General features: G+C 65.4%; 18 protein-coding genes. 9 read left to right on the top strand and 9 right to left on the bottom strand.

The features are described 5' to 3' along the window. The first annotated feature begins 26 nt into the window (after nt 1-26). Together CEY05_RS02365 and CEY05_RS02360 are read left to right on the top strand one after the other, a co-directional pair. Nucleotides 27-728 (top strand): FadR/GntR family transcriptional regulator, encoded by a 702-nt coding sequence (locus CEY05_RS02365; RefSeq protein ID WP_088595779.1) that lies wholly within the window; start codon nt 27-29, stop codon nt 726-728. A gap of 172 nt (nt 729-900) precedes the next feature. Further along, nucleotides 901-1,932, top strand: a complete 1,032-nt coding sequence (locus CEY05_RS02360) for a tripartite tricarboxylate transporter substrate binding protein (RefSeq protein WP_088595778.1) — start codon at nt 901-903, stop codon at nt 1,930-1,932. A 16-nt stretch (nt 1,933-1,948) separates the two neighbouring features. On the opposite strand, the gene CEY05_RS02355 is transcribed toward CEY05_RS02360, so the two are convergent. From CEY05_RS02355 to CEY05_RS02345, 3 genes are all read right to left on the bottom strand, one after another. Further along, the gene (locus CEY05_RS02355; protein WP_088595777.1) at nt 1,949-3,679 is read right to left on the bottom strand and encodes a hydantoinase B/oxoprolinase family protein; all 1,731 of its coding nucleotides are present in this window, start codon (nt 3,677-3,679) and stop codon (nt 1,949-1,951) included. 76 nt (nt 3,680-3,755) lie between these two features. Further along, entirely contained in the window at nt 3,756-5,831 is a 2,076-nt protein-coding gene (locus tag CEY05_RS02350; protein WP_233161317.1) for a hydantoinase/oxoprolinase family protein, read from the bottom strand. A gap of 324 nt (nt 5,832-6,155) precedes the next feature. Next, a complete protein-coding gene (locus CEY05_RS02345) occupies nt 6,156-7,100 on the bottom strand; it encodes a LysR family transcriptional regulator (protein WP_088595775.1) in 945 nt (314 codons plus the stop codon). A gap of 203 nt (nt 7,101-7,303) precedes the next feature. Here CEY05_RS02345 and CEY05_RS02340 point away from each other — a divergent pair, with 203 nt between their 5' ends. Further along, nucleotides 7,304-8,026: a tripartite tricarboxylate transporter substrate binding protein gene (locus CEY05_RS02340; protein WP_233161316.1), complete on the top strand. Its 723-nt coding sequence runs from the start codon at nt 7,304-7,306 to the stop codon at nt 8,024-8,026. Continuing rightward, the gene (locus CEY05_RS31605) at nt 7,960-8,310 is read left to right on the top strand and encodes a tripartite tricarboxylate transporter substrate binding protein (RefSeq protein WP_233161315.1); all 351 of its coding nucleotides are present in this window, start codon (nt 7,960-7,962) and stop codon (nt 8,308-8,310) included. The genes CEY05_RS02340 and CEY05_RS31605 overlap by 67 nt, the downstream gene beginning before the upstream one ends. A 137-nt stretch (nt 8,311-8,447) precedes the next feature. Here the strand turns inward: CEY05_RS31605 and CEY05_RS02335 are convergent, their stop codons facing one another. Genes CEY05_RS02335 through CEY05_RS02310 form a run of 6 tightly spaced genes read right to left on the bottom strand, consistent with a single transcriptional unit; the run spans nt 8,448 to nt 13,799 of the window. Continuing rightward, complete coding sequence (locus CEY05_RS02335; protein ID WP_088595774.1) at nt 8,448-9,347, bottom strand: LysR family transcriptional regulator; 900 nt, start codon at nt 9,345-9,347, stop codon at nt 8,448-8,450. A 33-nt stretch (nt 9,348-9,380) separates the two neighbouring features. Next, nucleotides 9,381-10,193 (bottom strand): CoA ester lyase, encoded by an 813-nt coding sequence (locus CEY05_RS02330; protein ID WP_198952653.1) that lies wholly within the window; start codon nt 10,191-10,193, stop codon nt 9,381-9,383. 2 nt (nt 10,194-10,195) lie between these two features. Then, a complete protein-coding gene (locus CEY05_RS02325) occupies nt 10,196-10,762 on the bottom strand; it encodes a fumarate hydratase C-terminal domain-containing protein (RefSeq protein ID WP_088595773.1) in 567 nt (188 codons plus the stop codon). A gap of 15 nt (nt 10,763-10,777) precedes the next feature. Continuing rightward, complete coding sequence (locus CEY05_RS02320; RefSeq protein WP_088595772.1) at nt 10,778-11,623, bottom strand: fumarate hydratase; 846 nt, start codon at nt 11,621-11,623, stop codon at nt 10,778-10,780. 11 nt (nt 11,624-11,634) lie between these two features. Beyond that, nucleotides 11,635-12,603, bottom strand: a complete 969-nt coding sequence (locus CEY05_RS02315; RefSeq protein WP_088595771.1) for a tripartite tricarboxylate transporter substrate binding protein — start codon at nt 12,601-12,603, stop codon at nt 11,635-11,637. Between the two features lie 38 nt (nt 12,604-12,641). After that, nucleotides 12,642-13,799, bottom strand: coding sequence for a CaiB/BaiF CoA-transferase family protein (locus CEY05_RS02310; RefSeq protein WP_088595770.1), 1,158 nt, complete (start codon nt 13,797-13,799; stop codon nt 12,642-12,644). Nucleotides 13,800-14,165: 366 nt separating this feature from the next. On the opposite strand from CEY05_RS02310, the gene CEY05_RS02305 reads away from it, so the two are divergent. The 5 genes from CEY05_RS02305 to CEY05_RS02285 are packed head-to-tail and all read left to right on the top strand — an operon-like array spanning nt 14,166 to nt 18,258. Further along, nucleotides 14,166-14,999, top strand: coding sequence for a CoA transferase subunit A (locus tag CEY05_RS02305; protein ID WP_088595769.1), 834 nt, complete (start codon nt 14,166-14,168; stop codon nt 14,997-14,999). Further along, nucleotides 14,992-15,723, top strand: a complete 732-nt coding sequence (locus CEY05_RS02300; protein ID WP_088595768.1) for a CoA-transferase subunit beta — start codon at nt 14,992-14,994, stop codon at nt 15,721-15,723. The genes CEY05_RS02305 and CEY05_RS02300 overlap by 8 nt, the downstream gene beginning before the upstream one ends. A gap of 11 nt (nt 15,724-15,734) precedes the next feature. Beyond that, complete coding sequence (locus CEY05_RS02295; RefSeq protein ID WP_088595767.1) at nt 15,735-16,352, top strand: class I adenylate-forming enzyme family protein; 618 nt, start codon at nt 15,735-15,737, stop codon at nt 16,350-16,352. A gap of 23 nt (nt 16,353-16,375) precedes the next feature. Continuing rightward, nucleotides 16,376-17,545, top strand: coding sequence for a CaiB/BaiF CoA-transferase family protein (locus CEY05_RS02290; RefSeq protein ID WP_088595766.1), 1,170 nt, complete (start codon nt 16,376-16,378; stop codon nt 17,543-17,545). Further along, nucleotides 17,542-18,258: an enoyl-CoA hydratase/isomerase family protein gene (locus CEY05_RS02285; protein WP_088595765.1), complete on the top strand. Its 717-nt coding sequence runs from the start codon at nt 17,542-17,544 to the stop codon at nt 18,256-18,258. Before CEY05_RS02290 ends, CEY05_RS02285 begins: the two co-directional genes overlap by 4 nt. The last annotated feature ends 15 nt before the right edge of the window (nt 18,259-18,273 follow it).

Below are 18,273 nucleotides of genomic sequence, written 5' to 3'. Positions count from 1 at the left end.
CCTGCCTTGCCTCACACTCCCGCTCCATGACTGCCGTTACTCCCGACCGTCGCCTTGGCGACAAGGTCTACGAACAACTTCTCTCGCTGCTGGGTAGCGAGGGTTTCGAGACCCATGCACGCCTGCCCGGCGAAATCGAACTGGCGCGGCGCTTTGCCGTGTCCAGGCCGGTATTGCGCCAGGCCCTGGCGCGGCTGCGCGCCGAAGGCCGGATCTCCGCGCGCAAGGGTTCGGGCAATTATGTCGAAGCGCTGCAGCCGCAGGCCGATATCGTCGAGTTCGGGCCGTTGACCAGCATTCCCGACATCAAGACCTTCCTCGATTTCCGCTGTGCGCTGGAAGGCGAAATCGTGGCGCGCAGCGCGCAGGACGCGGCCCCGGCGGCCGTGCAGGAGATCGCCCGGCGGCAGGAAGCCTTCGAACAGGCGCTGCAGGCTGGCGCTTCGGGCATCGATGAGGACATCGCCTTCCATGCGGCCATCGCCGCCGCCTGCGGCAACCGCTTCTTCGAAATGACGATGACGGCCTTGATCGCGCAGACGCGTTTCAGCATCGACCTGGTGCGCAAGCTCGCCGGTCCGATGCAGGCGCAGCGGCGCCAGCAGGTGATCGCCGAGCATCGCGCCATCGTCGCGGCGATCGCGGCCGCCGATCCGGTGGCGGCGCGGGCCGCCATGTCGGCCCACCTGCAGGGCGGCATCGCACGCCTGTTCGGTGGCCAGACTTAGTCAGGAAACCTGGCCGGCCGAACATGGCAGGCTGGGAATCCCCAGCCGGAGACAATCCGCCGGCTGAAGGCTTAGGACGATATCAGCTATTGACAGCTTTTACAGATACGGGCGAAGATGTCTCCGCTCGGGCGCCGCGCCCGGGCCATTCGAACAATGAGAAGGAGACATCATGTTTTTTCGCCATTCCCTGGCGCTGGCCCACAGGCTGGCGCAGGGCAAGCGCCGCGCCCTCGCCTGCCTGGCTCTGACAACCGCTGGCGCGCTGCTGTTCACGCAAGCCACTCCTGCAAGCGCGGCCGAGCCGGCAGCCAGCTATCCGAGCAAGGTCATCCGCATCATCGTTCCCAATCCGCCGGGGGGCGCGTCCGACGTGCTGGCACGGTTGCTGGGCAAGAAGCTGACCGAGAAGTGGGGCCAGTCCGTGGTCGTCGAGAACAAGGCTGGTGCCAATGGCAGCATCGGTGCCAACTTCGTGGCGAAATCCGACGCCGACGGCTATACCCTGCTGCTGATGGACTCGGGAAGCCTGACGATTTCGCCGAGCATCATGAAGCTCAACTACAGTCCGACCGAGGACCTGGCGCCCATTTCCATCGTCGCCTATTCGCCGCACATCCTGGTTGTCAGCAACAAGCTGCCCGTGCACAACCTGCAGGAGCTGATCGACTACGCGAAGGCGCACAAGGGCAAGCTGAACTACGGCGAGACCGCGGGCTCGATCACGCATCTGGCCGGCGTGCTGCTCGCCCAGAAGGAAGGCATAGACTGGAACTACATCGGCTACAAGGGCGGATCGCAAGTGCTGACCGACCTGACGGGCGGCCAGATCGACGTCACGATGAACAGCTTCCTGGCCACCTATCCGCTGGTGAAGGGCGGCGCGATCCGCCTGATCGCGGTGGCCAGCCCGCAGCGATATGCCGCCATTCCCGACACCCCGGCAATCGCGGAGCGTGTGCCGGATTTCGTGACGGGCTCCTGGCAAGCCTTGCTGGCCCCCGCGGGCACGCCGCCGGCCGTGGTGGAGAAGATCCATGCCGCCATCGCCGAGATCACTGCCCAGCCCGACACGAAGCAACGCTTTGTCGAGTTGGGCTCGGAGCCGGTGGACCAGACGCCGGCCGACATCGCCAAATGGCTGCGCGAAGAGACCGCGCGCTGGGGCAAGGTGGTGAAGGACGGCGACATCAAGGTCTTTTGAGTCAAGGTCTTCTGAGTCAAGGTCTTTCGATGCTTAGCGCTTCGGCCACCCGCTCCACGCCATAGTCGCGTTCGGCGGCGGCGCGGCTGGTCTTGCCGCTGCGGACATCCTTGCGTATCGCCGCCGCATCGCGTTCGGCCGGCGCGCCATAGCCACCTCCGCCCGGGGTTTCCAGCCGTACCGATTGGCCCGCTGGCAAGGCGTGCCCGGAGATTTTATTGGGCAGGCGCTTTTCGTCGGGACGGCCGGCGTTCTGTACCAGCTTCGACGTCGCGCCCACGCCGCCACCGTTCAAACCGGCCGCGCCGAACAGCGCGGCGTCGCAACGAACCGTGCAGATCATCTGGTCGTGCAGGGAACGGATCTGGCGGGCGATGCCCATGCCGCCACGATAGCGCCCCGCCCCGCCGGTATCGTCCACCAGCGCGTACGCTTCCACCAGCAGCGGATATTCGATCTCCAGCGCCTCCGCCGGCAGGTTCGACGTATTGGTCACGTGCACCTGGATGCCGTCCATGCCGTCGCCTCGCGCGCGGCCACCGGCGCCGCCACCCAGGGTTTCCAGATAGACGAAAGACCCTTTGCCGTCCGGCTTGGGCCCCGAGAACAGCATCGATGGCATGACGTCGTTGCAGGACGCCATGCCCCGGTCGGCCGGCAGCAACTGTCCCAACGCACCGATGACCGTGCCTGCCACCCGTTGCGCGGTGGTGACCCGCGCGCCGACCGCGGCCGGAAAGCGCGGGTTGGTGATGGTGCCTTCGGGCGCGGTGACGGTGATGGGCTGGAACAGACCGTTGTTGGGCATCAGTTCCGGATCCAGCATGGCCTTCACCGCGAAGTACACGCTGGCGTTGAGCGCGCTGGCAGGCAGGTTGAAGGCGCCGCGCGCCTGCGCGCCCGTGCCGGTGAAATCCACGAACAACTGGCCGTCGCGCGCATGCACGTTGGCCTGGATGACGACGGGATCGCCGCCCAGGCCGTCATCGTCCATGCGTTCGGTGAAGGACACGGTGCCCGCCGGCAGCATGGCGATACGGTTGCGCAAGCGCCGTTCGGTATAGCGCAAGATGCCGTCGACCGCGGCCAGCACCGTGTCCAGGCCCGACTGTTCCACCAGCTCCAGCAGCAGCCGCGCGCCCTTGTCGTTGGTGGCGATCTGTGCACGGATGTCGTGCATGCGGTAGTCGTATTCGCGGGTGTTGTGCGCGATCATCTCCAGCAGATCGAGGTCCAGTTCGCCCTGCCGCACGATACGCATGGCGGGCAGGCGGATGCCCTCCTCCCATACCGTCTTCAGGTTATGCGACGTCGACCCCGGCACCGCGCCGCCCACGTCCGTGTGGTGGCCGATGTTGGCGGCGAAGAAACGCAAGATGCCCGCGCAGAACACCGGGGTGACCACCGTGATATCGGGGGCGTGGGTGCCGCCGGCCAGGTAGGAGTCGTTGCACAGGAAAGCATCGCCTGGCCGGATGCCCGCGACGCCGTAACGGCGCAGCACTGCATCGATGCCACCCGACAGGGAGCCAAGGTGCACCGGCACGTGCGCGGCCTGCGCGATGAGGCGCCCCGCCGCATCGAACAGGGCGACGGAGCAGTCCTTGCGCTCCTTGATATTGCTGGAGAACGACGAGCGGATCAGCGTATTGCCCATTTCCTCGGTGATGCTGAGCAAGCGGTTGCTGAAGACTTCCATCTCGATGGGATCGAAGGCGTCGTCGGAAGGCGTCGGTGTCTGCGACATGGTGGCTGTTCCAATGGGCGTGGGTTGCGTGGCGTGCGCAGGCATGGGGATGCTTGGGTGCACGCCGAGGGTGCGATCAGGGACGAAGGTTGACGACGAGGTTGCCGTACGCATCGGCATGGGCGCGCTGGCCCGGCAGGACCACCGTGGTCGAACTCATTTCCTCGATCACCGCGGGACCTGCCACGGCCGTGTCCACCGGCAGCCCGGCGCGCCGGTACACGGGCGTGGCCACCCAGCCGGCCGTATCGAAGTAGACCTGGCGCGTTTCCTTGACGGCATCCGCGATCGCACCACCGCCCGCCACGCGGGCCAGCGGTGCGCGTGGCACGAGGCCCACGGCGCGTACCCGGCAGTTGACGATCTCGATACCGCGGCCCGCCGCATCGTAGCCATACTCGCGCACGTGCGCGGCGCTGAAGGCCGCCACGAAATCCGCCGTGGGCATCAGCTGCATGCCTTCCAGCGGCACCGGAATTTCGAAGTTCTGGCCCTGGTAGCGTGCATCGATGACGCTGGACAGGCGCCGGGCCGACGGCGCCACGCCCTCGCCCTCCAACCAGTCCCGCGCCTTGGCCGCCAGGGTATCCAGCGCCTGGCGCAGCGTGTCCCAACCGGCGTCGGTGGCGTGCGCCATCAGGGTCTGCACGAAATCCATGGAGATGTCGGACAGCAGGATGCCACGCGCGCACATGGTGCCCGGCTCTTGCGGAATCAACAGCGTGCCGATGCCGCAGTCGCGCGCCAGTTCCGCCGCATGCAGGCCGCCGGCGCCGCCGAAGGAACACAGGGCGAACTTGCGGATGTCATGGCCACGCTCGGTGGAAACGGCACGCACCGCGCGCGCCATATTGGAATTGGCGATGCGCAGGATGCCGTAGGCGGCCTCTTCCACGGTCAGGCCCAGGGGACCGGCGATCTGTTCTTCGATGGCTGCGCGGGCGCGCGCAGCGTCCACGGCCATGCGGCCTTCCAGCAGGGCGACCGGATTCAGCCGGCCCAGGACGATGTGGGCGTCGGTGATGGTCACTGCCGTACCGCCGCGGTTGTAGGCGACGGGACCGGGGACGGCGCCGGCGCTTTGCGGACCGACCTTCAGCGCACCGGCGTCGTCGATGCGGGCGATGCTGCCGCCGCCCGCGCCGATGACGTGCACGTCGACCATCTGGGTCTTGACCGGATAGTCGGCGACCAGGCGGCTGGAGGTAAACAGGGGCTGCAGGTCGGCAATCAGCGAGACGTCCGTGCTGGTGCCGCCCACGTCGAAGGTGATGAGGTTGGCGAAGCCCGCCGCGCGGCCCAGTTCCACGGCGCCGATGACGCCGGCGGCGGGGCCGGAGACGCAGGTGCGCACCGGCGCGGTGAGCACCGAGTCCACCGACATCAGGCCGCCGTTCGAGTGCACCGTCGCGGGTTGCGTGGCGATTTCCATGGCGCGCACGGAGCGCACCAGGTTGCGCATGTAGCCGGCCATGCGCGGGCCCACGTAGGCGTTGAGTACGGTGGTCGACATGCGCTCGTACTCGCGGAACTCCGGCAGGATTTCACTGGAGACGCTCAGGTAGATGTCCGGCAAGGCGGCCGCCAGGATGTCGCGGGTGCGGCGCTCGTGGGCGTCGTTGCGGTAGCTGTGCATGAAGCAGATGGCCACGGCTTCGATGTCCGCCGCCTTCATTTCGCTGGCGATGCGGACCACGTCTTCTTCGTCCAGTTCCTGCAGTACGCTGCCGTCGGCGGCGATGCGTTCGGTGACCTCGAAGCGCCATTCGCGCGGGGCCAGCGGTTCCGGCTTGGTGACGTTGTAGTCGTACAGGTGGGGGCGGACCTGGCGGCCGATTTCCAGGACGTCGCGAAAGCCGCGGGTGGTGACCAGGGCGCAGCGGGAGCCGCGGCGCTCGATGACCATATTGGTGGCGACCGTGGTGCCGTGGCCGACGTGCACGAGTTCATGGCCCGCGATATCGAGTTCGCGCATCAGGTGGGCGACACCGGCCTGGATCGCCTCGGAGGGATCGTGTGGGGTCGACGGGACCTTGAAGTAGTGGAGTGCGCCGGTGTGTTCGGCCAGCAGGGTGAAGTCGGTGAAGGTGCCACCTACGTCGAAGCCGACGCGGTAGCGGCGGGCGCCGGTGGGCGATGGGGTCTGGGTCAACGGGGTCTCCAGAAATCAGGCGGGAGCTGAGTGTCGACCCGATGGTAGCGATGTGCGGTCATTTCCTCCAATCAAGGATTTATATCGTGGATTATCAGTTCTATGAATGATTAACGCTGGAGCTACCTGCGGCGAGCCAGGGGGCGTGGCCGCCCCTGGACTTTTTGGGTGGGGGCAAGCCCCCCACCGCCCCGTCTTGATCTTTCTTTGGCAGAACGGCGAAAGGCCCCGCCGCCCCGGCCCTAAGGCTGCAAGAAGGTGCGGCTACCCGCCACCGCCCTTCCCTATGGCCCACGGCCGGAGCGTGGGGTCGCGGCGCTTGGGTCAATACGCGTGCGATTCCGCGCGGGGCGCTTGATCGAAGATCATGCCCTGAGCCTGGCAGACCTTGAGTATTTCTTCCCGCAGCCAGCGATGCGCGGGCTCGTTGTCGGAGCGTTCGTGCCAGATCAGGTTCACCGTGCGCGGCACGAAAGGAAATGGCGCTTCGATGGCCTCCAGCTGGTGACTGTGCGGACTATTGCGCACCGTGTTCACCGGCACCACGCAGATCAGATCGGTCTCGGCCAGCAGGCGCGGCGCCAAGGCGAACTGGTTGATGGTCAGCACCACGTTGCGCTTCAAGCCATGCGCCGCCAGCTCATGGTCGATCAGCGACGGCGTGCCCAGCAGACTGACCATCAGATGGCGCGCGCGCAGGAAATCCTCCAGACGCAGCCGCGCCTGCGCCAACAGCGGATGCCCCTTGCGCATGGCGCAGACATACGTCAATGTCTCCAGCGGCAGCATCCGCAACGACGACGCCACGTTGGAATACACCCCCGCCGCCATCTCCACTTCGCCCTTCTCCAGCAACACCGCTGCATTGTCCAGCGAATAAGGATGCAGATGGATGCGCACATTGGGCGCTACCGCCTGCTGTTCCACGAACAACGGCCGTATCACCTGGTCCGCGACGTAATCCGACATCGCCAGCCGGAACACCGCTTCCGAACGGGCCGGATCGAACTCATTCGTCGCCAGCGTCTCGTGGATGCGCGCCAGCGCGTCGCGGATGGGCGGCCACAGCAGCTCGGCCCGCTGCGTGGGCAGCACTCCGCCCTGGATCTTGATGAACAGCGGATCCTTCAGGGTCAAGCGCAGGCGATTGATCGCGTTGCTGACCGCGGGCTGGGTCATGTGCAAAACCAGGGCGGCGCGCGTGACGTTGCGCTCCGTCATGACGGCGTCGAAGATGCGCAGCAGATTCAGGTCGATGGCGGGAAGCATGCGGCACTATAACGCGGCCATCACCGAAGTTGATGACCTGCCATTTTAAATATTGATTTGGCACATAAACCCCCAGCGCTTACTCTTTTTCCCAAATCCTGAGAACACGGGGAAATACAACCATGGTCATCAAGCAGAGTGCAGTGCAATCGGAAGCGTTACCGCTGCACGCATCAAAGCCGCATGGGTCCAGGCCCGGCGGGTTGAAGCCAAATCCGTGCCGCCGGCAATTCATCGCCGCTGCCATCTATTCAGCCACACTGGCCGCGGCAGGCAGCGCGCTGCTGGCCACCCCACCCGCCCGGGCCGCCGACGCCTTCCCCAGCAAGCCAATCACCATCGTGCTGCCCTACGCCACCGGCGGCACGTCCGACATGCTGGCGCGCTTTGCCGCCCAGGCACTGACCACGGAACTTGGCCAGACGGCCATCGTCGAGGCCAAGCCCGGCGCGGGCGGCGTCCTGGGCACGGAATTCGTGGCTCGCGCCGCGGGCGATGGCTACACACTGGCGCTCACCGCAAGCGGCACCATGGGCGTCAACCCTTACGTCTACAAGCTGCGCTACGACCCGCTCAAGGATTTCAAGCAGATCACCGTCCTGGTCGACCTGCCCTTCGTGGTCGTCACCAACAACGAATTCCCCGCCAGGGACCTGAAGGCGTTCACCGACTACGCGCATGCGCATCCCAATGGCGTCACCTTCGGCAATGCCGGGCTGGGTACGCAGCAACACTTGACGCAACTGATGTTCGCCAAGGCCGCCGGCATCCAGGTGAACCTGGTGCCCTACAAGGGCAGCACACCGGCCATGAACGACCTGCTGGGCGGCCACATCAACGCCGTGTTGACAACACCGGCGTGCAGACGCCTTTCATCCATTCGGGCAAGGTGCACGCACTGTTCGTCACCAGCGCGGAGCGGCTGAAAGTACTGCCCGACGTGCCGACCGCGCGCGAAGCCGGCCTGAAGGACTTCTCCGCGGTGGCCTGGTTCGGCCTGGCCGCGCCCAAGGACACACCCGATGCCGTGGTGGACAAGATCCAGCAGGCCCTGGCCCGCCAGTTCAGCAAGCCGGAAATGCAGCAGCGCCTGCTGGACCTGGGCATGATTCCCCGCATCACCACGCCGGCGGAAACGACTGCCCGCGTTCGTGAAGACCTGCAGGTCTTCGGCAAGATCGCCAAGGACGTGGGACTGCAGCCGATGTGAACGGCGGCGGGCGAATCGCTACCCAGCACCGCCGCGCGCCCGGTTCCCGTATTTGCCCGGGCAACTGCAAGACGCCAACGCAACGCCGTCGTCTCCCAGTCCCTTACGCGGCCCTTGGTCCTTGGTCCCTGGCCTCTTCACTCACCAGGCGGAACCGCATGCGACAACGCGCGCACCAGCTTGATCAAGGAATCGGACTTCTCCCTGCCGCGCGCGGTGCATACCAGCATCTGCCGGCTCGCCCACTTGTCGTTCAACAGGCGGATCTCCAGGTGCATGGCGGGAAGGTAGGCCTCGGCGGCAAGCTGGGGCAGCACGCCTATGCCCATCCCCGCTTCTATCATCCGGCACACGGCTTCGAAGCCCTGCATCTGCACACGCAGCTTCAATGACTTCTGCGCCAGGCCGGCTTGCGCGGCCAACAGGTCCATCAGGGAGGCACCGTACTCCAGCCCCACCAGGGGATAGTCGAGCACCTGCTCGAACCAGACCTCCTTATGCCGGGTCAGCGCATGATCGCGCGGCATGACCACGCACAGGTGATCCTTGCGATAAGGCTGGCACTCCAGGCCTTCGAGCGACCCGCCTGGATTGATGATGCCGACATCGGCCTCCCCCAGCAGCAAGGCCTGCACGATCTGATCGCTCCAGCGCTCCTTGACGGTCAGGGTCACGTCCGGGTGCTGGGTGTTGAAAATCGCCAGGTCCGCCGGAACGTATTGCGCCATGGCGGACGTGTTGGCCTGCACTCTCAATGCGCTGCGCCGCCCCGAGCCATGTTCATCCAGGTCCGCCTGCATCTGGTTCAACTGGATGAGCAACTGCTTGGCATGATGCAGCAGCGTCAAGCCGGCCGGCGTCAGTTCGACGCCCTTGTGCGAGCGGTCGAACAGCGAGCACTTCAGGCAATGTTCGAGCAAGGAAATGCGCCGGCTCGCGGCGGCGAGGCCCATCGACGACGCCGCGGCCGCGCGCGTCAAGCTGCGCAGCTCGGCTGCTTTTACGAAGAGTGCGATGGAATCGAGGTCTGGCAGCATGAAGGCTCTGGCAAGCTGGGGATCATGCGGATGTCATGTCTCCCGCGCCAGTATTGCATGCGCACGCAGGACCACCGGCCGGTCTATCATTTTTCCATCCACCACCGCCGCCGCCCCGCCCGCCTTGGCCGACGCATCCAGCACGCGCCTGGCCCATTGCACTTCCTGCGCCGTCGGCTGGAAAGCCGCATTCACCGGCGCCACTTGTGCGGGGTGTATGCACAGCTTGGCCCCGAAACCCAGGCGCAGCGACTTCACCGCTTCGGCCTGCACGATGGCGGCATCGTGGATTTCCGTGGTGACGCCATCCACTGGCGCGGCCAATTCCCCCAGGCGCGATGCCAACACCAGTTGCGAGCGGAAGAACAGCAAGGCCTCGTCCTCGCCCGGGATGCCCAGATCGAGCTGGAAATCGATGGAACCGAAGACGATACGCTCGACCCCGGCCACCCTCACCAGCGCGCGCAGGGCATCGAAGCCCGCCGCCGTCTCCACCAGGGGCAGCAGGCGCGCGTTCGGCGCCGCGCGCGTGCAAGCCGCCAGGTCGTCGGGCTTATCCGCCTTGGGCAGCATGATGGCTGCCACGTTGGGGCTGGCGCAAGCCTGCAGGTCGTCCGCGAACCAGGCGGTATCCGCCGCATTCACGCGCACGACCACCTGGGCATCCGTGCGCTGCAGCCACTGCGAGAGTTCCGCCCGCGCGGCTGTCTTGGCGTCGGGCGGCACGGCGTCTTCCAGGTCGATGATGACGGCGCCCGCGCCCGCGGCCAGCGCCTTGTCGAAGCGCTCCGGGCGATTCCCCGGCACGAACAGATAGGATGAAGGGTGGCGCACGAGGAAATTCACGCTCAGGCCTCCCGCAACTGGGCCCGGTACTTCTCCACTTCTTCGGCGTACATATCGCGGCCGTAGGCGTCGTTCGTGACGAGCAAGGGGAATTTCTCGATCACCAGCCTTTGTACGGCCTCGGTCTTCAGATCTTCGTAGGCGATGACCTCGGCCGAGCGGATGCAGGCGAACAACGTGGCCGAGATACCGCCGATGGCGGAAAAGCAGACGGCGCGGTTCTTCTCGCACGAGGCCCGGATCGCGGTGCCGCGCGGTCCCTTGCCGATGGCGCCACGGGCGCCATGGTCGAACAGGACGGTCGCATAGGGATCCATGCGGTACGCGGAGGTGGGTGCGACCACCCCGATCGCATGGCCCGGCTTGGTCGGTCCGGGCCCGCCATAGAACAGCGTTTGGCCCTCGATGTCCACCGGCAGGGGCTTGCCGGCGGCCAGGGTGTCGACGAAACGTTTATGCGCGGCGTCGCGCGCCATCAGGATGACGCCGGACAGATAGACCTCGTCGCCCACGTGGAGCCGCAGCACCGATTCGTCGTCGAGCAAGGTTTCCAGATGATGAACTGCCATGGCAATACCTCGGACTCAGATGGTGGCGGTGGCACGCCGGCTGGCGTGGCACTGGATGTTCACCGCGACGGGCAATGCGGTGATGTGGCAGGCATAGGTCTCCACCGCGACCCACAGCGCCGTGGTCGAGCCGCCATACCCCTGGGGGCCGATGCCGGTCTTGTTGATGAGCTCGAGCAACTCGCTTTCGAGCTGGGCGATATGGGGTTCAGGATGGTGGTCGCCGATATCGCGCAGGATGGCCTTCTTGGCGATGGCCGTGACCTTGTCGAAGCTGCCGCCCAAGCCCACGCCCACCGTCAGCGGCGGACAGGCCGCGCCGCCGGCAGCCTCGATGGCGGCCAGTACGAACTTCTTCACGCCCTCGGCGCCTTCGCCGGGCAGCAGGAACTTCATGGTGCTCCAGTTCTCGCTGCCACCGCCCTTGGGTACGACCGTAATGTGTATGTCGCTGCCCGGCACGATCTCCGTGTGCACCACCGCCGGCGTGTTGTCATTGCTGTTGACGCGCAGCAGCGGATCGGACACCACGGACTTGCGCATGAAGCCTTCGGCGTAACCCTTGCGCACGCCGGCCTGGACAGCCTCCTCGAAGCCGCCGCCGCTGACGTGCACGTCCTGGCCCAGCTCGATGAAGACGATGGTCAGCCCGGTGTCGTGGCAGTAGGAAACCTGGTTCTCACGGGCGATCTTGTCGTTGTCGATCAGCTTGAGCAAGACGGATTTGCCCAGCGGCGATGCTTCCTTGGCGGCGGCATCATGAAAGCCCTGCACCAGGTTGTCAGGAAGCAGATGACAGGCGTCTATGCATAGCTTTGCGATGGTGTCGGTGATTTGACTTGCCGCGACTTCTCTAACCATGGGGTGCTCCTTTAATCAACCGAGACGTTAGCTTGTTCGACTACCTTTTTCCAACGCCCCACTTCCTGCGCCAGATAGGCCGAGAATTGTTCCGGCGTGCGCTCCGTCGGCGGCGTCAGCGCCTGCGCCCGCATCTGTTCCTGGAATGCGGGCGTCTTGAACATGGCAATGACCTCGCGGTTGATCGCCTGCACGACGTCCTTCGGCGTGCCCGTGGGCGCCACCAGGCCGAAGAATGCGACCGCGCTCAGCTTGGGGTAGCCCAGTTCGCCCAGGGTCGGGACATCCGGGATATAGGCGGAGCGCTTGTCGTCGATCACGGCGACAGCCTTGATCTGGTTGGCCTTGATGCTGGTGAGCAGCGGCGGCAGGGAATCGGAAGTCGCTTCAAGGGTGTTGGCGATCAGCGCCGTCTTCGATTCCGAACTGCCCTTGAACGGCACGTGCACCATGGAGAAGCCGATCTCCTTCTTCAGCAGTTCCATGGTCAGGTGCTGCAGCGACCCATTGCCGGCGGAGCCGTAGGACAGGTCCTTGGCCTTGGCCCGTTTGACCAGGTCGGCGAAATCGGTGATGCCGGAGCCGTTCGATACGGCAATGACCTGCGGCGTGGAGGCGGTCTCCGCGATGCCAACGAAATCGGTCAGCGGGTTGTACTTGGTGTCATTGGGATAAAGCGCGGGCGTGATCGCAAAGGGACCGGTACTGGTCATCAGCAAGGTGTAGCCGTCCGGCTTGGCCCTTGCGGCATAGGATGTGCCGATACGCCCGCCGCTGCCGGGCCGGTTCTCCACGATGAATGCCTTGCCGAACTTGCCCTCCAGTTCCTTGCCGACCAGGCGCGCGATCATGTCGCCCGTCTGTCCGGCCGCGAACGGTACGACGATGGTCACGGGGCGATCGGGCCAGTCGGCGTGTGCCGCGTTGGCGCCCAGGGCGAGCGTGGCGATAAGCGCAGCCGCGAATTTTTTAATTGTCATGAGGTTGTCTCCGTTGATTGGTCTGGATTTTTGCTTTGTTACTTCAGCGCAGCTTCATCGATGCCCAGTTCCGCCAGGATTGCCTTCGTGTGCTGCCCCACCGAAGGGATGGGGTCCATGCGTGGCGAGAACGCGCTTTGCCTGCCCGGCGGCAGCAGGGCCGGGATGGCGCCGGCCGGCGTGTCGATATCGCGCCAGCGGTCGCGCGCCCGCAGTTGCGGATGTGCCCACAGCCCCGCCATGTCGTTGACCCGCGCGTTGGCGATGCGTGCCTCATCCAGCCGGCCGACCAGTTCATCCGTGGTCAGCGTGGCGAAGATGCTGTCTATGCTGCCTTGCAGCACGGTCCGGTTGGCATGCCGGTTGGCATTGCCCTGGTAGCGCGCATCCTCATGGATGGCGGGCGACCGCAGCACGATTTCGCAGAATGCCTGCCATTCACGTTCGTTCTGGACGCCCAGCATGACCTTGCCGCCATCGCCCACCGCGAACGGGCCATAGGGGTAGATGGTGGAGTGGGACGCGCCGTTGCGTTGCGGTGGGACGGCGCCGTCGTAGGCGTAGTACATGGGAAAACCCATCCACTCCGCCAGTGACTCCAGCATGGAGACATCGATGTGCGACCCTTTGCCGGTGCGTTCCCTCTGCATCAACGCGGCAAGGATGTTCGAGTAGGCGTACATGCCGGCGGCGATATCGGCGATGGAATTGCCGGATTTGGCCGGCTCGTCCTGGGTGCCGGTGACGGACAGGAAGCCCGCCTCGCTCTGGATGAGAAGGTCGTAGGCCTTCTTGTCCCGGTATGGACCATCATCCCCGTAGCCGGAGATGTCGCAGACGATGAGCCTGGGATACTTCTCCATCAATTGCGCCGCGCCCAGGCCCATGCGCGCAGCGGCGCCAGGCGCCAGGTTCTGCACAAGCACATCGGCCTTGCCGATCAGGCGATCGATCACCTCCGCGGCGGCCGGGTGCTTCAGGTCCAGCGCCAGGCTTTCCTTCGAGCGGTTGACCCAGACGAAATGCGAGGACTGGCCCAGCACCCGCTGGTCGTAGGCACGGGCAAAGTCACCGCTACCCGGGCGCTCCACCTTGATGACACGCGCGCCCAGATCGGCCAGTTGCCGGGTACAAAACGGCGCGGCGATGGCGTGTTCGAGGGAAACGACCGTGATGCCGTCGAGCGGAAGGGCCATGACGCGACCTTGGGTAATGTGAAAGGCTGCAATCCTAAGGACTGCAGCCTGGTCGCGGAATAGCCAGTTGGCAAAGGGGGCTTCGAAGAATTCGAAACCCCCTCGCCAAGTAGTGGTCATTCGAACCAGCGTGTTTCTTCAGATTTCCTATTAATTGGGATTGAACTCCCAAGATTGGCTTAACAAGCGCGCTATAGGATGCTATTCTCGTCAACAAATATATTGCCACGCGTAGGCTTGGCGCCGTGCCGTCTGGCGGCACAAGGCGGCGGCTCAAAATTGAGACAGGGAAAACAAGTATTGGGACAAACAGCGCAAGCGCCAAGGTGCGTTGCGTCGATGCGATGCCTACAGGAGATGGCGGAAATGACATCGGGATACAACAGCCAGGAAAAGCAGCAGTCCCTGGCGCAACTTGCCGCATTGGTGCCGGACGGTGCATCCGTCGCCCTGGGGGGCAGCTTCCTGCACCGTGGGCCTTTCGCTTTCGTGCGTGAACTGATCCGTCAGCAACGGCGCGATCTGGAGGTTATCAAGCAGTCGCCCGGCTACGACATCGATATCCTGTGCCGGGCCGGCACCATACGCAAGACGCGCGCGGGCATCGTCGCCATGGAGGGCAACTTCGGCCTGGCGCCCTGGTACCGCAAGGCCATCGAAAAAGGCGAAGTGGTGCTGGAAGAACATGCATGCGCCACCCTGACGGCGGGCCTGCGCGCCGCGGCGTTCGGCGTGCCTTTCATGCCTTGCGGCGGCCTGCAGGGCAGCGACCTGCCGGCCCTCAACGGCTGGACCAGCGTGAAGGATCCCTATGGCAGCGAGCAGACGCCCTACCTGATCCCCGCCGTCAAGCCGGATTTCGCCGTCCTGCAGGTGTCGGAGGTCGATCGGCTGGGCAATGCGCGCGTCTACGGCACCTCGCATTGGGACCGCATCATGTCGCGCGCGGCGGGCAGCGTGCTGGTCGTGGCGGAGCGGCTGGTCGATACCGAAGTGTTCGAGGCGCAGCCTGAAGCCACACTGCTGCCCTACTTCATGGTCGAGGGATTTACCGTACTCGCCGGCAGCGCGTGGCCGGGATCTTGCACGCCTTTCTACGACATCGACTATCCCGCCGTCGAACGCTACATGGATACCAGCCGTTCCCTGGACGCCCACATGGCCGAAGCGCCGGAAATCAAGGAGGCGCGCAATGCCTGAGTTCTCGCCGTTCGCCCACATCGTGTTCGGACTGTCGCGCTTCATCCGCCCCAACGAGATCACCTTCAGCGGCGTGAACTCCACCCTGCCGATGCTGGCCTGCCTGGTCGCCAAGCGAGCCTACGATTTCGACTATATCTACATCAATGTCGCCGGCGGCGTGGATCCGCGGCCGGCGCACATCCCCATATCGAGCTCCGACCCCCAGCTGGCGCGGCGCACGGCCTCGATTTTCGCCAATGAGGATTTCTACGACCTGTGCACCCGCGGCCGCATGGACCTGACGTTCCTGGGCGCGGCCCAGATCGACGGCGAGGGTTCCGCCAATAACTCGTGCATCGGCCATTGGCACCAGCCCAAGGTGCGCCTGCCGGGCGGCGGCGGGGGCGCGGTGATGCTGCCTACCGCCAAACGCGCATGCACCTGGCGTACCGAACACTCTCGCCGGACGTTCGTGCCCAAACTGGATTTCCGCACCTCCTGGGGCGGCTTTCACGGCATCGCCACGCCGATTGCCATATTCATCAAGCGCGATGGCCGCCTGGCCTTGCAATCCTGGCATCCGAACTCCAGTCTCGATGAGGTGCGCGAGCGCACCGGCTTCGAATTCAATGCCGAGGGTGCGCAGCCCACTCCCCTGCCGACCGCCGGCGAACTTGCCGCGCTGAAGGCGCTCGATGCCGACGGCGCCTTCGAACGCGATGCGGCCGTCAAGCTGCGCTGAGGAACGTGCAGATGCAGGAGATCTCCAGCCTTCTGGCATTGTGGCGCGGCGTCTGGCAGGATCCCGCGCGCCGCGCGCACAAGGCCCTGGTCACCGAGCAGAAGACATGGACCTACGGCGACCTGGACCTGGACGTCCGGTGCTGGGGCGGCGCGCTGCAACGCGCCGGCGTGGGCCACGGCGACTACGTCGCCCTGGCCCTGGAGCGCGGACCCGACCAGGTGCTGGGCCTTCTGGCCTGCATTGCAGCGGGCGCCTGCCCCTGCCCGCTGGAGCCCCGCCTGGCCATCGAGGAAATGCAGCGCAGAGTGCAGGCGGTGGGGTTGCGCTGGATGCTGCATGATGCCGAGAACGCCGAACTTGCGCGCAATAGCGGGTTGGCGCCGGATCGCCGTCTAGGCGTCGCAGGCCTGGGCGAGGTACCGGTGCTGGTCGTCGTGCCCCGTTCCGGCTTCGACGCAGCGTCCGCCGACGCCCTGCGCCGCATGGTGAAGGCGCATCTGGGGCGTATTTATGTTCCAGATGCCGTCATCCAGGCAACGGCATCACCGGAAAACTCGGTCGGCAAGGTCGACCGCAAGGCCCTCGCCCTTTGGGTCCAGGACCAGCCAGCGCGCGCATTACACTAATTTTTTCAAAGGATCATCTCGCCATGAAACACACAGCGGCCTTATCCGGCGTAAAAGTCATCGAGATCTGCAATGTGGCCGCCGGTCCCTACTGCGGCATGCTGCTCGCGGACATGGGTGCCGATGTCATCAAGATCGAACACCCCGAGGGCGGCGACACCCTGCGTGCCTGGCCCCCCTTGTCCGATGGCTATAGCGAGAATTTCGCGTCGCTCAATCGCAACAAGCGCTCGGTCACCCTGAATTTGAAGGACCCGGCCGACGTCGCGCGTGCGCGCGAACTGGCCCTGGGCGCCGATGTGCTGCTGGAAAACAACCGTCCCGGTGTCATGACCCGCCTGGGCCTGGGCTACGAAGACCTGGCCGCATTGAACCCGCGCCTGGTCTATTGCTCCATTTCCGCCTACGGCCAGACGGGTCCGCGCGCGCAGGAAGGCGGCTTCGACCTGACCATCCAGGCCATGAGCGGCATCATGAGCGTCACCGGTGAAGCCGACGGCGCTCCCGTCAAATGCGGCGTTCCGGTAGCCGACTTCACGGCCGGCCTGTATGGCGCGTTCTCCATCACCGCGGCCTTGCGTGTGGCCGCGGCGACCGGCCAGGGTACTCATCTGGACGTCCCCATGCTCGGCGTCACCATGGGCATCGCGGCGCTGCAGACGTCGGAGTACTTCGGCAGCGGCAAGGATCCGCAGAAGCTGGGATCGGCGCACCCGCGCAACGCGCCCTATCAGGCCTTCCGTTGCCGCGACGGCTATTTCGGCATGGCGGCCGGCAACAATGCCCTGTGGAAAGGCGTGTGCAATGTGGTGGGTCGCGAAGACCTGGTGCAGGACGAACGCTTCCTCGACACGGGCCGGCGGGCACGCAACCAGGTGGAATTGCGCGACCTGCTGGAAGCGATCTTCGCCAATGGCGACGTCGATACCTGGCTGACACGCTTCCGCGCGGCTGGCGTCCCCTGCGCACCGATCAATACCTATTCCCAGGTGCTGGTCGATCCCCAGGTCGAGCACATGGGATGGGTCCAGCCCATCGAGTTGCCCAACGGCGTGCAGACGCGTACGTTCGGCGCGCCCGTCAGGATCGGCGGCCAGACTCTGCCCATCCGCAGCGCGCCGCCCGCGCTGGGCGAACATAACGCCGAGGTTTTGGACCAACTCGCCGCGCGCGCGGAAAGGGAGGCGCAGTGAGCACCGTCGACACCGAGATCAGGAATGGGGTGGCGTTCATCCGCTTGAACCGTCCGGAGAAAATGAATGCGCTGTCCGCCGATCTGGTCGAAGCGCTCATCGAGGCCGTGGATCATGCCCATGCCGTACAGGCCGATCTGATCGTGTTCCAGGGCGAAGGCAGGAACTTCAGTGCCGGCTTCGACTTCGGCGGCTACGAAGAACAAAGCGAAGGCGACCTGCTGCTGCGCTTCGTCCGCATCGAACAGCTATTGCAGAAAGTGGCCACATCGCCCGCGGTCACGCTGGCCATTGCGCATGGCAAGAATTTCGGCGCCGGTGTCGACCTGTTTGGCGCCTGCGCGCAGCGTATCGCGGCGCCGGACGCGACATTCCGCATGCCGGGCTTGAAATTCGGCCTGGTGCTGGGAACCCGCCGCTATGCGGCCTTGGTCGGCACCCAGGTGGCCCGGGACATCCTGACGCAGACGCGGACTTTCACGGCGGAAGATGCGCTGCAGCACGGCTTCGTCACCGGCCTGGCCGCCGCGCAGGATACCGAGGCCAGCATCGAGCACGCCCTGGAAAGCGCCCGCGCGCTGTCCCATTCCGCCCGCAGCCAGTTGCACCAGGCGCTGGCGCCCAGCACCGGGGATGCCGATCTTGCCAGCCTGGTCCGTTCCGCCGCGGCGCCCGGCCTGAAGGACAGAATACGCGCGTATCTGGGCAAATGATGCGGCAGCGGCCTG

The organism is Achromobacter sp. HZ34 (assembly GCF_002209485.1).
Lineage (GTDB): Bacteria > Pseudomonadota > Gammaproteobacteria > Burkholderiales > Burkholderiaceae_B > Bordetella_C.
This window is presented reverse-complemented; position numbering and strand designations above follow the sequence as displayed.

Coding starts and splice junctions, on each gene's coding strand:
- CEY05_RS02355 (WP_088595777.1), bottom strand. CDS start 3,679: ATGTCGCAGACACCGACGCCTTCCGACGACGCCTTCGATCCCATCGAG.
- CEY05_RS02325 (WP_088595773.1), bottom strand. CDS start 10,762: ATGGCAGTTCATCATCTGGAAACCTTGCTCGACGACGAATCGGTGCTG.
- CEY05_RS02295 (WP_088595767.1), top strand. CDS start 15,735: ATGCAGGAGATCTCCAGCCTTCTGGCATTGTGGCGCGGCGTCTGGCAG.
- CEY05_RS02320 (WP_088595772.1), bottom strand. CDS start 11,623: ATGGTTAGAGAAGTCGCGGCAAGTCAAATCACCGACACCATCGCAAAG.
- CEY05_RS02345 (WP_088595775.1), bottom strand. CDS start 7,100: ATGCTTCCCGCCATCGACCTGAATCTGCTGCGCATCTTCGACGCCGTC.
- CEY05_RS02360 (WP_088595778.1), top strand. CDS start 901: ATGTTTTTTCGCCATTCCCTGGCGCTGGCCCACAGGCTGGCGCAGGGC.
- CEY05_RS02365 (WP_088595779.1), top strand. CDS start 27: ATGACTGCCGTTACTCCCGACCGTCGCCTTGGCGACAAGGTCTACGAA.
- CEY05_RS02305 (WP_088595769.1), top strand. CDS start 14,166: ATGACATCGGGATACAACAGCCAGGAAAAGCAGCAGTCCCTGGCGCAA.
- CEY05_RS02310 (WP_088595770.1), bottom strand. CDS start 13,799: ATGGCCCTTCCGCTCGACGGCATCACGGTCGTTTCCCTCGAACACGCC.
- CEY05_RS02290 (WP_088595766.1), top strand. CDS start 16,376: ATGAAACACACAGCGGCCTTATCCGGCGTAAAAGTCATCGAGATCTGC.
- CEY05_RS02315 (WP_088595771.1), bottom strand. CDS start 12,603: ATGACAATTAAAAAATTCGCGGCTGCGCTTATCGCCACGCTCGCCCTG.
- CEY05_RS02300 (WP_088595768.1), top strand. CDS start 14,992: ATGCCTGAGTTCTCGCCGTTCGCCCACATCGTGTTCGGACTGTCGCGC.
- CEY05_RS02335 (WP_088595774.1), bottom strand. CDS start 9,347: ATGCTGCCAGACCTCGATTCCATCGCACTCTTCGTAAAAGCAGCCGAG.